Consider the following 14,701-nt stretch of genomic DNA (forward strand, 5'->3'; position numbering starts at 1 on the left):
GTTCGGCTGAGCTGACGCCCTCATGACTGAAATCAAGAACCTGGAACAGGAGCTGGGCCGTTTTCGCACCCGCTTGTGGGCTGCGGTGGGGTTCGTGCTGTTCTGCTTTGGCCTGCTGGCTTCGCGCCTGGTGGTCTTGCAGGTCAACCGCCACGAAGAGCTGTCCACCCAGGCCGAGAACAACCGCATCGCGGTGGTGCCCATCGTGCCCAACCGTGGTCTGATCGTGGACCGCAACGGCGTGGTGCTGGCCAACAACTATTCGGCTTACACGCTCGAGATCACGCCCTCCAAGGTGGACAACGTCGAGGCCACCATCGAGGCCCTGGCCAAGATCGTCGAAGTGGCCCCGCGCGACCGACGCCGCTTCAAGCGCCTGCGCGAAGAATCCAAGAGCTTCGAATCCATCCCCATCCGCACGCGACTGACCGACACCGAAGTGGCCCGCTTCACCGCGCAGCGCTTCCGCTTCCCGGGGGTCGACATCCAGGCGCGCCTGTTCCGCCACTACCCTTATGGCGAGCTGGCCAGCCACGTGCTGGGCTACATCGGCCGCATCAATCAAAAAGAGAAAGAAGCCATCGAAGAATGGCCCGATGAAGAGCAGGCCAATTACCGGGGCACGGATTACATCGGCAAGCTGGGCATCGAGCAGAACTACGAGCGCGAGCTGCACGGCCTGACCGGTGTTGAGGAAGTCGAGACCAGCGCGGGTGGCCGGGCCGTGCGCCGACTGCGCTCCAAGCCACCCACGCCCGGCAACACGGTGCACATGTCCATCGACATCAAGCTGCAGGCCCTGATCGAGCGCCTGTATGGCGCCCGCCGCGGCGCCCTGGTGGCGATTGATCCGCGCAATGGCGAAGTGCTGGCCTTCGTCAGCAAACCCACCTTTGACCCCAATCTGTTCGTCGACGGCATCGACAGCGACAACTGGAAAGAGCTGAACGAATCGCCCGACAAGCCCTTGCTCAACCGGGCCTTGCGCGGCACCTACCCACCCGGGTCGACCTACAAGCCTTTCATGGCCTTGGCCGCGCTGAACACTGGCAAGCGCAGCGCCTCGATGACCATGTATGACAGCGGCGTGTTCATGTTTGGCGGCCACAAGTTCCGCAGCCCCGAGAACGAGCAGACGGGCATGGTGGACATGCGCCGCGCCATCGTCCGCTCCAGCAATGTCTACTTCTATTCGCTGGCCAATGAGCTGGGCGTGGACCTGATCCACAGCCAGATGAGCCCTCTGGGTTTCGGGCGGCTGACGGGCATTGACCTCAAGGGCGAGGTGACCGGCCTGCTGCCCTCGACCGAATGGAAGCGCCGCGCCTACAAAAAGCCGGAGCAGCGCCGCTGGTACGCGGGCGAGACCATCTCGCTGGGCATCGGCCAGGGCTACAACAGCTTCACCATGTTGCAGATGGCCACGGCCTTGTCCACCGTGGTGTCGGATGGGCGGCGCTACGAGCCGCGCCTGGTGCGCGAGATCGAAGACGTGCTCACCCGCGAAAAGCGCGTGGTCTCCAGCCAGGCCTTGACCCCGCTGGCCTTCAAGCCCGAGCACACCGCCTTCATCCGCGAAGCCATGCATGGCGTGACGCAAGAGGGCACTTCGACGCGTGTGTTCCTCGGCGCACCCTATGCCAGCGGAGGCAAGACCGGCACGGCGCAGGCCGTGGGCCTGAGGAAGAACGAAAAGTACGTGGCTTCGCGCATGGACGAGTACCAGCGCGACCACTCGCTGTACGAAGCCTTTGCGCCGGTCGACCAGCCCCGCATCGCCTTGACCGTGATTGTGGAAAACGCCGGCTTTGGCGCCGAGGCCGCCGCGCCCATCGCCCGCCGTGTGCTGGATTACCTGCTGTTGGGCCAGTACCCCAGCGAAGAAGACATCGAAGCTGTGCGCCAAGGCAAGGGTGGCCCGCCCATTGGCGTGCCGCGCAAGGTGGATGAAGTGTCCATGCCCCACGGCCAGGATGCCTTTGGCGGCGATGTGCCCATGCCCGTGTCCGCCTCGGCCCCGGCCCCGGCTGCAGCCGTTTCCTCACCCGCGAGTGCGCCATGAATGGATCGTTTGGTCAGCCCTCCCTGTGGCAACGCATCAAGCCCATCTTCCTGGGCTTTGACCTGCCGCTGTTGCTGGCGGTGCTCTTCTTGTGCGGGCTGGGGCTGTTCACCATGTACTCGGTGGGCTATGACCATGGCACGCGCTTCATCGACCAATCGCGCAACATGGCGCTGGCCTTTGTCGTGCTGTTCGTGGCGGCGCAGGTGCCGCCGCAGCGCCTGATGGCCCTGGCCGTGCCGTTGTATGTGGCCGGTGTGCTGTTGCTCGTCATCACGGCCTTGCCGCACGTGGGCATCACCAAGAAAGGCGCCACGCGCTGGCTCAATGTGGGCATGGTCATCCAGCCCAGCGAGATCCTCAAGATCGCCATGCCGCTGATGCTGGCCTGGTGGTTCCAGCGCCGTGAAGGCCAGCTGCGCGGCCTGGACTTCGCCGTGGCGGGCCTGCTCCTGGCCATCCCCGTGGGCCTGATCATGAAGCAGCCCGACCTGGGCACGTCTCTGCTGGTGCTGTCGGGTGGCCTGTACGTGATCTTCTTCGCAGGGCTGAACTGGAAGCTCATTGTGCCGGTCGTGCTGCTGGCGGCGGCGGGCATCACCACGCTCGTCTTGTCCGAAGACAAGATCTGCCAGCCAGGCGTCGAATGGGTGGGGATGCACGACTACCAGAAGAACCGCGTCTGCACCTTGCTCGATCCCACGACCGACCCGCTGGGCAAAGGCTTCCACATCATCCAGGGCATGATCGCCATCGGCTCGGGCGGCATCACCGGCAAGGGCTTCATGAAGGGCACCCAGACCCACCTGGAGTTCATCCCCGAGCGCACCACCGACTTCATCTTTGCCGCTTTTTCGGAAGAGCAGGGCCTGGTGGGCTGCCTGGTCCTGATGGCGGCCTTTCTGGCGCTCATCTTCCGGGGCCTGATGATCGCGGCGCAGGCGCCCACGCTGTTCTCGCGCTTGCTGGCGGGCAGCATGTCACTCAGTTTCTTCACCTATGCGTTTGTCAACATGGGCATGGTCAGCGGCATCCTGCCCGTGGTGGGGGTGCCGCTGCCTTTCATCAGCTATGGCGGCACGGCCATGGTCACCTTGGGCCTGGCCCTGGGCATGCTCATGTCCATTGCCAAGAGCCGTGGATTGATGCAGCGCTAACATGGCCAACATGACACCTACTTCAGCCCAAGCTTCGTCGGCCACCGTGGGCCGTGACCACTCTGCGGTCGACCAGGTTCTGATGGCCCTGGACTCCGCCCTGCGCACCGTTTTCGCGGACCACAGCGCCTCGCGCCCCTGCCCGCAGCCTCAGGTGGTGGACACCACGCCCCTGACCGAAGCCGAGAAGCGCCACGCGGCGGCCCTCATGCGCGTCAACCACGTGGGCGAGGTGTGCGCGCAGGCGCTTTATGCTTCGCAGGCGCTGGGCACCCGAGACCCGGCCTTGAAAGCCCAGTTCGAGGCCGCGGCCCGTGAAGAGACCGACCATCTGGCCTGGACCGAGCAGCGCTTGCGTGAACTGGGTGGCCGCACCAGCTTGCTCAACCCCCTGTGGTACGCCGGCTCCTTTGCCCTGGGCCTGCTGGCCGCGCGGGCTGGCGACAAGACCAGCCTGGGTTTCGTGGTCGAGACCGAGCGCCAGGTCGAGCAGCACCTGGACAGCCATTTGACCTCGCTGCCGGCGGGCGACCACCCATCTCGCGCCATCGTGACCCAGATGCGCGACGACGAGGCCGAACACGCCCGCGCCGCACTTGCTGCGGGCGCGGTGGCCTTGCCGGCGCCGGTGCGGGGCCTCATGCGTCTGGCGGCCAAGGTCATGACGACCACGGCGCACCACATTTGACGCAGAACCGCCAGCCAGCTCAGGCCGCGACGATCTCGAAACTGGTCGTGATCTCGGCGGTCTTGCCCAGCATGATGCTGGCCGAGCAGTACTTTTCGTGCGACATCTGGATGGCGCGCTGAACGGCGGCTTCGGTCAGGTTCACGCCCGTCACCACGAAGTGCATGTGGATCTTGGTGAAGACCTTGGGATCGGTGTCGGCCCGCTCGCTGGTGAGCTTGAGCTGGCAGCCGCGCACGTCATGGCGACCGCGCTTCAGGATCAACACCACGTCATAAGCGGTGCAGCCGCCGGTGCCTGCCAGCACTGTTTCCATGGGGCGGGGCGCCAGGTTGCGGCCGCCACCGTCAGGGGCGCCATCCATGGTCAGCACGTGGCCGCTGCCTGTTTCCGCCAGAAAAGCCATGCCCGCCGAGGGCTGCCAGTGAATGGTGCATTCCATGAATTGGGTCCAAAGGTCTCGAAAGGAGTGCATTTTGCACAAGGAAACAATTTATCGGGAAACCTCTTGTGTCACTTCCTGGTAAAGAATACAATTTGACGCATGGGCGTGGAACTTTTTACCTGTTAACCAGTCTCATACCCAGCTTGTTTCATTTGTCTCCTCCACTCCTCCATTTTTTGGCGGATTTCAAAACCCGGAATCGATGATCCCGGGTTTTTTTTGTCTGTGCGCTAGCTTTTCCTTGATCAAGGCGCCGCAGGCTTGGCCGCTGCCGATTTGGCTGCCAATTCCTCGCGCTGGCGCCGCAATTTCTCGCGCGGGTTCTCCACAGGGCCCCCTTCGCCCAGTTTCATCTCGGCGATGAAGCGGCTGGGAATGGCCACGATCAGCTCGCGGCCCTTTTTGCGGCGCTTGAGCGTGCTGACGGCCAAACTCAGCCGGGCCCGCGTGATGCCCACGTACATCAGGCGACGCTCTTCTTCCAGGCGGTCGGGCGTGATCTCGTTTTCTTCGTTGTTGAAGGGCAGCGAGCCTTCATTCACGCCCGCCAGCACCACGTGCGGCCACTCCAGCCCTTTGGAGGCGTGCAGGGTCGACAAGGTCACCACATTGGGGTCGCCGCCCCGGTCAGCCAGGCTGGTGATCAGGGAGATGGTCTGGGCTACCTCGATCACGCTTTTCTTCTCGGTCTCGACCGTCATGCCGCCATCGTTCTCGATCTCACCGCCGCAGCGCTTGGCGATCCAGTCGATGAAGTCCAGCACATTGGCCCAACGGCTGGCGGCGATCTTCTCGCTCTCGGCCTCGTCGTACAGGTGCTGTTCGTAGCCGATGTCCTTGAGCCATTCCATCAGCAGCACCTTGGCGTCCTCGCTGCCCGAGGTGGTGCGGGCGCGGTGGTCCAGCTCGTTCACGAAGCGGCCAAACTCGTGCAGCGAGCCGATCGCCCGGGCATTCAAGGAGGCTGACAAGGACTCCGCAAACAGAGCCTCGTACAGGCTGACCTTCCATTTGCCGGCGAACTCGCCCAGCGTGCCCAGCGTCTGGTGGCCGATGCCGCGTTTGGGCGTGGTCACGGCGCGCAAGAACGCCGGGTCGTCGTCGTTGTTGACCAGCAGGCGCAGCCAGGCGCACAGGTCCTTGATCTCGGCGCGGTCAAAAAAGCTCTGCCCGCCCGACACCTTGTAGGGGATGTTGGCCTTGCGCAGGGCTTTCTCAAACGCCTTGGCCTGGAAGTTGGCGCGGTACAGGATGGCGAAATCGCTCCAGGGCGCGGCCACGGTCGAGCCGGTGGCCCCCGCGTGCAAAGCCAGGATGCGGCCCACGGCGCGCTCGGCCTCGTGCTCTTCGTTGTCGCACTCCACCACCTTCACCGGCTCGCCTTCGCCCAGGTCGCTCCACAGCGTCTTCTGGTACAGCTTGGGGTTCAGGGCGATGACGTTGTTGGCTGCCCGCAGGATGGCGCTGGTGGAGCGGTAGTTCTGCTCCAGCGGGATCACTTTCAGCTGCGGAAAATCCTGCGGCAGGCGCTTGAGGTTGTCCAGCGTGGCGCCGCGCCAGCCATAAATGGACTGGTCGTCGTCGCCCACCGCGGTGAAGATGCCGCGCTCGCCCACCAGCAGTTTGAGCAGGTCGTACTGCGTGGCATTGGTGTCCTGGTATTCATCGACCAGCACGTGTCGCAGGTTGCGCTGCCACTTGGCGCGCACGTGCTCGTGGTCGGCCAACAGCTTCATCGACAGGCCGATCAGGTCGTCGAAGTCGACCGCCTGGTAGGCCATCAGGCGCTCTTCATACAGGCGCATGACACGGGCACAAATGCGCTCGTCGTCGTTCTCGGCCACGCTTTCCGCCTGGGCGCTGTTCAGGCCCGCGTTCTTCCAGCTGCTGATGGTCCATTGCCAGTTCCGAGCCTGCTTGGGGTCGGTGGTGCCGCCCGCGTCCCGGATGATGCCCAGCACGTCGTCACTGTCCAGAATCGAGAATTTGGGCTTGAGGCCGAGGGCCTCGCCGTCTTCGCGCAACAGGCGCACGCCCAGCGAGTGGAAGGTGCAGACCAGCAGTTTGCTGGCCGCCTTGCCACCGATCAGTGCCTTGGCACGCTCGCGCATTTCCAGCGCGGCCTTGTTGGTGAAGGTGATGGCCGCGATTTGAGAGGGCGCCAGATCGGCACCGTGTCCTGGCTGCAGCAGCCGCGCGATTTTCTGCGTGATGACGCGGGTTTTGCCCGAACCGGCGCCGGCCAGAACCAGGCACGGTCCATCAAGGTGCAGCACGGCGGCCATCTGGGCCGGATTGAGGGTGGAAGCTGGGCTAGGGGATGCGGACACAAAAACACTGATTCTCGGGAGACACAGGCCACACAGCATAGTGCAGAGTGGCGGTGGTGCTTTTGGCGGTGAATGTTCGCTCGCAGGCCCTGGTTTGCCTCTTGGCTCCCCTTGAACAGGGGGTCGGCAAAACCCTCTTGGTTGCCGGGCGTTGCACAGCTAATATTTACACAGTCGGGGCCTTTATCACGAAACGATTCCAGTCACCGCTTCCGACATCTTCCGCGAGGAGAGGAGCCTTTTTTATGATACAAAATCTGCGAAAAATAGCAGTGGCGACGGGGCTGGCGGCATTGGCGGTTGCCTCTTCGGCAAACGCTGCCGTGACACAGCAATCCAGCTATGTCTACGATTTCAAGACGTTCTATGACACGTCCACGATCGCCAATTCCTTCGACACCAAGACGCTGAACTATTCAGTGGCCACGATGACCATCAAGGACGTCACGGGTGGTGTTGAGATTTCGATGAAGCAGAACAGCACGCTGTTCCCTGCCAAAACCACCTCTGGCACCTTGCTGGACGGTCTGTGGTTGAACGGCAACTGGGGCACAGTCGCTGGCGGCGGTGTTTCCGGCGGTGCAACGTTCCTGAGCCTGCCCACCATCTTCAGGGATGGCGGTTACCTCTACAACGGTAGCATCAATTTCTCGGGTTCTGGCCTGATTGAAGGCGGTTCAACCACCTTCACGATCAAAGGCACAGGCGTCTCTGCCTACAACTTTGCCAAGTCGAGCAATGTGCCCATGATCGAGCTCTCGAACGTTGGTGGCATCTACAACACCTTCTTCTCGGGTGGCAAAGTGTCCTTCGTGGGCTCTGTCACCAATGTCCCTGAGCCAGGCACGTACGTGCTGATGGGTCTCGGCCTGGTGGGTGTGGCCGTGGTCAGCCGCCGCGCTCGTCGCGCTGTCTGATTGAGCAGGTCCGGCGGGTTCGCCCGCTCGGTAAAAAGCCCCGCTTCCGCGGGGTTTTTTCATTGGGGCCTGGGCATTTGCGGGCCAACAGCTCAAAGGCTGGCCACAAACTCGCCCACCAGGTCAGAGAAGGCCGAAGGGTCCTCGGCCGCGCTGAGGTGTGCACAACCGCTCAGGGTCACCAACTGCGATCGGGCAATGCCCCGTGCCAGCACCGAGGCCATGTCCAGGGGTGTGCTCTCGTCCCGCTCACCCGCGATGACCAAGGTGGGCACGCGGATCTGATTGAGCTGCGCGGTGGTGTCGATCTCGCAGATGGCCACGGCGCAGGCGATGTAGCCTTCCGGGTCGGTGGCCTCCAGCAGGCGCTGGTGGCGCGCCACGGTGGCAGCGTGCGTCTGGCGGAATGATTCGCTGAAAAAGCGCGTCATCGTGTTGGTGCTGACCGCGCTCAGGCCGTGGGATTCGACCGTGGCGATGCGTTGCCCGATGGCCGTGCGCCCCGATTCAGGGTAGGCGCTGGTGGTGTTGGACAAGACCAGCGCCTTGACCTTGTCGGGATGCCGGATGGCCAATTCCTGGCCAATCATGCCGCCCATGGACAGGCCGACCCAGATCACCGGCTCTTGCGCCACTTCGTCGATCAGGCGGGCGGCGTCGGCGGCCAGTTCGGCCAGACTCAAAGGATCATTGGGGATTTGCGAACGGCCATGTCCGCGGGTGTCCGGACAGATCACGCGGCAGGTCGCCGCCAGATCGTTGGCCACGGCGTCCCACATGCTGCTGTCCTGGCCCAGGGCGTGGCTGAGGACCACGGTGTGGGCTTCCTCGTTGCCATTGCGCGGTTCGCGCACGGTGGCGTGCAATTTGGGGCGGGTGCTGGTGAAGACGGAGCGGCCCACGCCCGGATGCCAGGCTTCGGTGGCGGGGTGTGGCGGTGGCTCGATGCCCAATTCTTTCATGATGCCCAGCGCCCGCGCGAAGCCGGTGTTGGCAGCGGGCACGCCGGCGTAGATCGAGATCTGGATCAGGGCTTCGCGCACTTCTTCCACACTCAGGGTGTGGGCGTTGCCTGGGGTCAGCGCCCCCCGCAGGTGGATCTCGAATTCGTCCCAGCGGCCCAGTGCGCTGGTCACGGCCAGCACGATGATGCGGCGGGTTTTCCAGTCCAGGCCTGGTCGGCCCCACACGCCGTGCCAGGCGTAGTCGGTGATGAAGTGCTGAAATTCGGCCGTGAAAGCGTTGGCCTTGGCCACCGATTTGTCCACCCAGGCATCGCCCAGGGCGGCTCGGCGGTTGCGCATGCCCCTTTCAAAAGGGTGATCGAAAGGGTGTTCGAGAGCGGAGGACATGGGTCGCATTTCAAAGTTCTGTGCGTGAATTGTGCCGCGCTTGGCCCCGATTTCGCGCCTGATGAAAACCCCTCTGGTGCATTTGCCGTGCCAGTACGGGGCGCCAGAAGCAAGTCGTGTATGGTGCGGGCCATGTCTGTTTTTGCCTTTCGCTCACCTTGGCGGCTGCCTGCCGCCCTTTTGATCGTGTCGATATTGGCCGGGTGCGCCTCGGGGCCGGGGTCCCGGTCGCCGACAGGGGAGCGCGATGGTCCACCAGCGGCAACCCCGGCCGACCTGGCCAAGGTGCCCGATCCCGAGCCTCGGGTCGAGCCGATTCGCCAGGGCGGGCCCAACAAGCCCTACACGGTCTTGGGTCAAAGTTACGAGCCCATGTCCACTGATGTGCCCTGGCGGCAGCGTGGCCTGGCCTCCTGGTACGGTCAAAAATTCCATGGGCGGCGCACCGCCAGTGGTGAACTTTTCAGCCTTTATGGACTGACCGCGGCCCACCGCACCTTGCCCATCCCCAGCTATGTGCGGGTGCGCCACATCGCGTCGGGCAGGGAAGTGATCGTTCGGGTCAACGACCGCGGGCCTTTTCACTCGGCCCGCGTGTTGGACTTGAGCTACGCGGCCGCGCTGAAGCTGGGCATCGTGTCCATGGGCAGCGCCGAGGTGGAGTTGGAGCGCCTGACGTTTGACGACATCCGAACCGGGGCTTGGCGGCGTGGCAAGCCTGCTGGCAACCCGGAACCCGGCACGGACAACGACCCCATCGCGACTTTGGCCGCAGTGAGCGCAAGCACCGCGCCAGTGGGCGAGGCCGCGTCACCGCCCGTGCTGCCTTCGGCCACGACCGGCGCCTCTGACAACGACACGGCCACGGCGCCTTCTGCCGAGGCTCCTGGCCGGGCCTACACCCCGGCTGCCCGTGGCTTCTGGGTGCAGTTGGCCGCCTTGGGCAAGCGAGAAGGGGTCGACCAGTTGCAGCAGCGGGTCAACACCGAACTGGCCTCCCTGACGCCCCTGATGGCGGTGTTCAAGGAAGCCGCCTTGTTCCGGTTGCAGGTGGGTCCTTATGAGAGCCGTGAGCAGGCGCAGGGCGTGGCGCGTTCCATTCGCGAAGTCCTCGCCTTGAAACCCTTGGTGATCGAGCGGCGCTGATGCCTTACCTTGCGCTGGTGTGCAACGCGATGATCTGGGGCCTGTCCTGGTGGCCCTTGCGCCAGTTGCAGGCCATGGGCTTGCACCCTTTGTGGACCACGTCGATCTTCTTCGTGTTGAGCACGGCCTTGATCATGGCGTGGCGGCCTACGGCCTTGGCCCTGCTGCTGCGCTCGCCTGCGCTGTGGTGCCTGGCCTTGGCGGCAGGCAGCACCAATGCCGCTTTCAATTGGGGCGTGAGCATTGGCGAGGTGGTCCGGGTGGTGCTGCTGTTCTACCTGATGCCGGTGTGGGCCGCCTTGCTGGCCTGGCTGGCGCTGGGCGAGCGGCCTACTTCTGCTGCGGCTTTTCGGGTGGTCCTGGCCTTGCTGGGTGCCGTGCTGGTGCTCAAGCCGAACGACGCGCCCTGGCCCGTGTTCGCGGGGCTGCCGGATGTGTTGGGCTTGGTGGGCGGCTTCGGTTTCGCGGCCAACAACGTGATCCTGCGGCAGCAGGCTCACCAGGACACGGCCGCGCGCGCGCTGGCGATGTTCATGGGCGGCGTCTTCCTGCCGGGCTTGCTGGCGGTGGCCTTGTCAAGCCAGGGCATCATCCCGCCTTTGCCGGCGTTCGATGCGCGCTGGTTGCTGGGGGCCTTGGGATTGGGCCTGGCCATGTTCTGCGGCAACATGGCGCTGCAATACGGTGCCTCGCGCGTACCTGTCAACATCAGCTCGGTGGTGATGCTGACCGAGATCGTGTTCGCGGCCGGGTCGGCGGTGTGGTGGGGTGGCGAGGTGCTCACCCCCATCGTGATGGCGGGTGGTGGGCTGATTCTGCTGGCCGCCGTTCTCGCCGCCCGTGAAGGCGCGGCCACGCAATCGGCCTGAGCTGGTGCGGCTCAGCCGCGCTGCTGGCGCGAATAGGCGTGCACCGTGTCCACCAGCACCGACACATGTTCGGGCGGCGTGAACTGGCTGATGCCGTGCCCCAGGTTGAAGATGTGCCCATGGCCTGCGCCCGGTACACCAAAGCTGTCCAGCGTCTTGATCACTTCAGTCTTGATCTGATCGGGCTGGGCGAAAAGCACATTGGGGTCCAGATTGCCTTGCAGGGCCACGCGGTCGCCCACCTGGGCACGGGCTTGGCCCAGGTTCACCGTCCAGTCCAGCCCCACGACATCGCTGCCCGCATCGGCGATCTGGTCGATCCACAGGCCGCCACCCTTGGTGAACACGATGTGCGGGATGCGAAAGCCCTCGTGTTCCTTCTTGAGTTGAGACAGCACACGCTTGGTGTACGCCAGGCTGAACTCCTGGAAGGCACCGTCGGCCAGCACGCCGCCCCACGAGTCGAACACCATCACGGCCTGCGCGCCTGCTTCGATCTGGGTGTTGAGGTACAAGGCCACGGCATCGGCGTTGATGGCCAGGATGCGGTGCATCAGGTCAGGGCGCTGGTACATCAGGGTCTTGACCAGGCGGTAATCGTCCGAGCCGCCGCCTTCGACCATGTAGCAGGCCAGCGTCCACGGGCTCCCTGAGAAACCGATCAGGGGCACGCGGCCCACGCCGTTTGAATCGCTCAGGGCCTGGCGGATGGTGCGCACGGCGTCGAACACATAGCGCAGCTTGTCCATGTCGGGCACGGCCAGCTTGGCCACGGCGGCTTCGTCACGCACCACGTGGGCGAACTTCGGCCCTTCGCCGGCCGCGAAGCTCAGACCCAGGCCCATGGCGTCGGGCACGGTCAGGATGTCGCTGAAGAGGATGGCAGCGTCCAGATCGTAGCGGGCCAGGGGTTGCAAGGTCACTTCGCAAGCGGCCTGGGGGTTGGTGGCCAGGCCCATGAAGCTGCCGGCCTTGTCGCGCGTGGCGCGGTACTCGGGCAAATAGCGGCCCGCCTGGCGCATCAGCCACACGGGGGTGGCGTCGGTGGGCAGGCGCAGGCAGGCCCGCAGGAAGCGGTCATTGGCCAGGGAGGGGAGCTTGGGCGTGGCGGATGTCATCTGTGTATTGTAGGCAGTGCCCTGGGGGCGCAGACACAACCCCGGCGCCATGAATGCGGGCGGATCTCCGCACAAGCCATGAGGCGGGTGCGGCCTCCTTCTGGCACGATTAAGTCATGAGTCATGCACTTGACAACACCACTCATCCCCTGAACCGGACCGAGCACGCCTACGCCGCCATCGATGGCGCTGCCGGGACCATGGTCCAGCCTTACCTGATCCGCCTCAACACGCCGGTGGCCGAGGCCGAGGTGCGGCGTGCGATGCGCTCGCTGGTCACGCACCACCCGCGCTTGCGTGGCGTGGTGGCGCCCGGCAAATACTTCTATCGTCTGCGCATCCTGCCGGACGATGAACTGGTGGACCAACTCTTCAATGTGGCGTACCGGGTCGAGGCGCACATCGATGCGCTGGACGGTGCCGCGCTGGAGGCTTACCAAAACCAGATGCTCAACGAAGTCATGCCGATGGAGCGCGGCTTGAACTTCCACATGCGCTTCCTCCCGCACGCTTCCGCGCCGGTCATGTTCATCTGCCTGCACCACCTGTTTGGCGATGGGCGCACCTGCATGCAATTGGTGGCCGATCTGCTCAAGCTGCTGAATGGCCAGGCCATCGAGATGCAGTCGGTCGAGACCCCATCGATGGTGGGCGCCGTGGCGCCACCGCACTGCTGGCAATGGCCCGCGCACATCTGGCGTTCGCGCCAGCACAAGGTGACCGAAGCCAAGCGCCAGGCGGGCCTGCACATCCAGCAGTTGCCGATGCGCGTCACACCGCATTTTTCGGTCAACGCCATGCGCCACTACCGGGTCAGCGTCGGTTCCGCAGTGCTCCGGCAGGCCGCGCGCAAGCTGGGCGTGTCGCTCAACACCTTCATGGTGTCGGCCGTGGCCCAGAGTTTTTTGGACCTGGCCGTGGATGATCCCCAAGCCGCCGCTGTGATCCGCATCTCGGTCGATCTGCGCAAGCACTATCCAGAGTCACGCGGTTTCGGCCCCTTGTGGGGCAACCATGTCGGCGCCTTCCTGGTGACCGAAGACGACCCGCGCAAGTCGCTGCCCGACCGTGTGCGCTCGGTGGGTGCGCACGTCAAGGAAGGCCTGGACCGGTTCACCCGGCGAGAGATGTTCTGGACCTATCTGCTTGAAGAATCCATGCCCTTGCTGGGCCGCACGCTGATTGGCCACATCGCCCACCAGCTCAAGCGCAAGAACAAGTTGCCCAAGATCAGTTGCCACTGCACCAGCTTGGGCGATGTCAGCTATATCAACGCGCCGGGCGCTGCCATCAAGGCCACCGAGTTCATCCCCATCGTGACCAGCATCGCGCTGCTGATGGTGATGACCGAGTTGGACGGCGTCTTCTACATGCCCGTGTCCTGGCAGCGCAGCGACAACACGGTCGAAGAGATCGACGCTTACACCGCGCGCCTGGACCAGACCTTCATCCGGCTGGTGCGAGAGGCGGGCATCGACCCGGCAGGCCTACAGGCGGCCTAGCTCCACGTACAGCGGGCGGTCATCGATGCCCGGGCGCGGGTCTTCGCCGTAGCTCAGCCAGAAGTGGCTGGAGAACAGCTTCTGGCGCTTGTAGCGACGCGGCACCTCGGCCAGCGGATCGGTCTGCGTGATGCCAATGGCCAGAGCGTCGTACTTCTGGCCCTGGTGGGCCATGATCCAGTCAATCAGGCCTTGCAGCACCTCGGGGTCGTCCTTGGCCACCAGGATGTTGTACAGCGACAGGTAGTTCAACTCGCCGCCAATGGCGGGCAGCTTGAAGCCGCCTGTGAGGCCCACGTACAGGTTGTACAGCGGGCGCAGCACCTTGACGATGGGCTTGAAGCCCACGATGCGCGTTTGCTTGTAAGCCTTCTGGTTCCAGCCTGCCAGAAAGCCAATGATCTCGCCATTGCGCGTGGCCAGGGCGAAGTCACCGATCGACAATCCGGCGTAATACGGATCGCCCGCCACCAGCTTGCTGAAGTCGTACACCGGGTAGCCATTGCGGCGCGGTGCCTCGCGGTCGAAGAATGCCTGCATGGCCGGCACATCGGCCGTGGTGGCCGCACGGATCTGTACGCCATTGGGGATGCGCGGCTTGATCTTGCGCGTGAAGATGAAGCTGGTCTCGATCGCGTGGCTGATCCAGTAGCGGAACAGCACGCCATCGGCCGAATTGGCGGCGGCGTCCAGCGGGGCCGTGTTCTCTTTCAGCACGATGCCTTGCAGCAGGTCCTCGGTCGAGCGGAACTTCTTCTGCTCGACAAACAGGTTGGAGGCGATGCCGCGGCGGCGGTAGAACGGATCCACGCGCGTGTCGCCCGAGTAATACACGCGGCGCTTCTTGCCGCTGATGAACAGCTCGCGGCCCGAGATCACCGTCAGGCCGGCCAGCACATCGGGGCGTTCGGAATCATCGGCCACGGTCAGCACAAACTCATCGCCGATCACCTTGGCGCCCACGAAGAAGTCCGGGGCGCGCTGAAAACACATCTGCGCCACACCCGGCATCGTGATCTTGGTGATCAGGTCCTGCATCTTGGCGTTGTCGGCAGGTGTGCCCAGTCTTACAGTGATGGCCATGGTCGGTGAAAGTGGTTGTTCGGGTGAAGACG

Annotated in this window: 12 protein-coding genes; 7 read left to right on the forward strand and 5 right to left on the reverse strand. The window is 64.2% G+C overall.

Annotated features, from left to right (window positions below; translation table 11 throughout):
* Window positions 1-22 precede the first annotated feature (22 nt).
* The 3 genes from mrdA to coq7 are packed head-to-tail and all read left to right on the forward strand — an operon-like array spanning window position 23 to window position 3,907.
* A complete protein-coding gene (mrdA, locus tag LQ232_RS10260) occupies window positions 23-2,062 on the forward strand; it encodes a penicillin-binding protein 2 (protein WP_230180225.1) in 2,040 nt (679 codons plus the stop codon).
* Window positions 2,059-3,219 carry a rod shape-determining protein RodA gene (gene rodA / locus LQ232_RS10265; RefSeq protein WP_230180226.1) on the forward strand — a complete coding sequence of 387 codons (1,161 nt, stop codon included), beginning with the start codon at window positions 2,059-2,061 and terminating at the stop codon, window positions 3,217-3,219. Before mrdA ends, rodA begins: the two co-directional genes overlap by 4 nt.
* Before the next feature lie 10 nt (window positions 3,220-3,229).
* Window positions 3,230-3,907 carry a 2-polyprenyl-3-methyl-6-methoxy-1,4-benzoquinone monooxygenase gene (coq7, locus tag LQ232_RS10270; protein WP_230180705.1) on the forward strand — a complete coding sequence of 226 codons (678 nt, stop codon included), beginning with the start codon at window positions 3,230-3,232 and terminating at the stop codon, window positions 3,905-3,907.
* Between the two features lie 19 nt (window positions 3,908-3,926).
* On the opposite strand, the gene LQ232_RS10275 is transcribed toward coq7, so the two are convergent.
* On the reverse strand, window positions 3,927-4,349 hold the full coding sequence (locus LQ232_RS10275; protein ID WP_230180227.1) for an OsmC family protein: 423 nt from the start codon (window positions 4,347-4,349) through the stop codon (window positions 3,927-3,929).
* A 248-nt stretch (window positions 4,350-4,597) separates the two neighbouring features.
* A complete protein-coding gene (locus LQ232_RS10280) occupies window positions 4,598-6,721 on the reverse strand; it encodes an ATP-dependent helicase (protein WP_371820180.1) in 2,124 nt (707 codons plus the stop codon).
* 284 nt (window positions 6,722-7,005) lie between these two features.
* On the opposite strand from LQ232_RS10280, the gene LQ232_RS10285 reads away from it, so the two are divergent.
* Entirely contained in the window at window positions 7,006-7,599 is a 594-nt protein-coding gene (locus LQ232_RS10285; RefSeq protein ID WP_230180228.1) for a PEP-CTERM sorting domain-containing protein, read from the forward strand.
* Window positions 7,600-7,691: 92 nt separating this feature from the next.
* Here LQ232_RS10285 and LQ232_RS10290 read toward each other — a convergent pair whose 3' ends face one another.
* On the reverse strand, window positions 7,692-8,903 hold the full coding sequence (locus tag LQ232_RS10290; protein ID WP_230180229.1) for an alpha/beta fold hydrolase: 1,212 nt from the start codon (window positions 8,901-8,903) through the stop codon (window positions 7,692-7,694).
* A 180-nt stretch (window positions 8,904-9,083) separates the two neighbouring features.
* On the opposite strand from LQ232_RS10290, the gene LQ232_RS23600 reads away from it, so the two are divergent.
* Window positions 9,084-10,097 carry a septal ring lytic transglycosylase RlpA family protein gene (locus LQ232_RS23600; protein WP_305878649.1) on the forward strand — a complete coding sequence of 338 codons (1,014 nt, stop codon included), beginning with the start codon at window positions 9,084-9,086 and terminating at the stop codon, window positions 10,095-10,097.
* Window positions 10,097-10,966: a DMT family transporter gene (locus LQ232_RS10305; protein WP_230180230.1), complete on the forward strand. Its 870-nt coding sequence runs from the start codon at window positions 10,097-10,099 to the stop codon at window positions 10,964-10,966. The genes LQ232_RS23600 and LQ232_RS10305 overlap by 1 nt, the downstream gene beginning before the upstream one ends.
* A gap of 11 nt (window positions 10,967-10,977) precedes the next feature.
* On the opposite strand, the gene hemE is transcribed toward LQ232_RS10305, so the two are convergent.
* Window positions 10,978-12,084, reverse strand: a complete 1,107-nt coding sequence (gene hemE, locus LQ232_RS10310; protein WP_230180231.1) for a uroporphyrinogen decarboxylase — start codon at window positions 12,082-12,084, stop codon at window positions 10,978-10,980.
* Between the two features lie 116 nt (window positions 12,085-12,200).
* On the opposite strand from hemE, the gene LQ232_RS10315 reads away from it, so the two are divergent.
* Window positions 12,201-13,586, forward strand: a complete 1,386-nt coding sequence (locus LQ232_RS10315; RefSeq protein ID WP_230180232.1) for a hypothetical protein — start codon at window positions 12,201-12,203, stop codon at window positions 13,584-13,586.
* On the opposite strand, the gene LQ232_RS10320 is transcribed toward LQ232_RS10315, so the two are convergent.
* On the reverse strand, window positions 13,572-14,669 hold the full coding sequence (locus LQ232_RS10320) for a hypothetical protein (RefSeq protein WP_230180233.1): 1,098 nt from the start codon (window positions 14,667-14,669) through the stop codon (window positions 13,572-13,574). The genes LQ232_RS10315 and LQ232_RS10320 overlap by 15 nt on opposite strands.
* Window positions 14,670-14,701 lie beyond the last annotated feature (32 nt).

The organism is Aquabacterium sp. CECT 9606 (assembly GCF_918741295.1).
In the GTDB taxonomy this organism is placed as follows: domain Bacteria; phylum Pseudomonadota; class Gammaproteobacteria; order Burkholderiales; family Burkholderiaceae_C; genus Aquabacterium.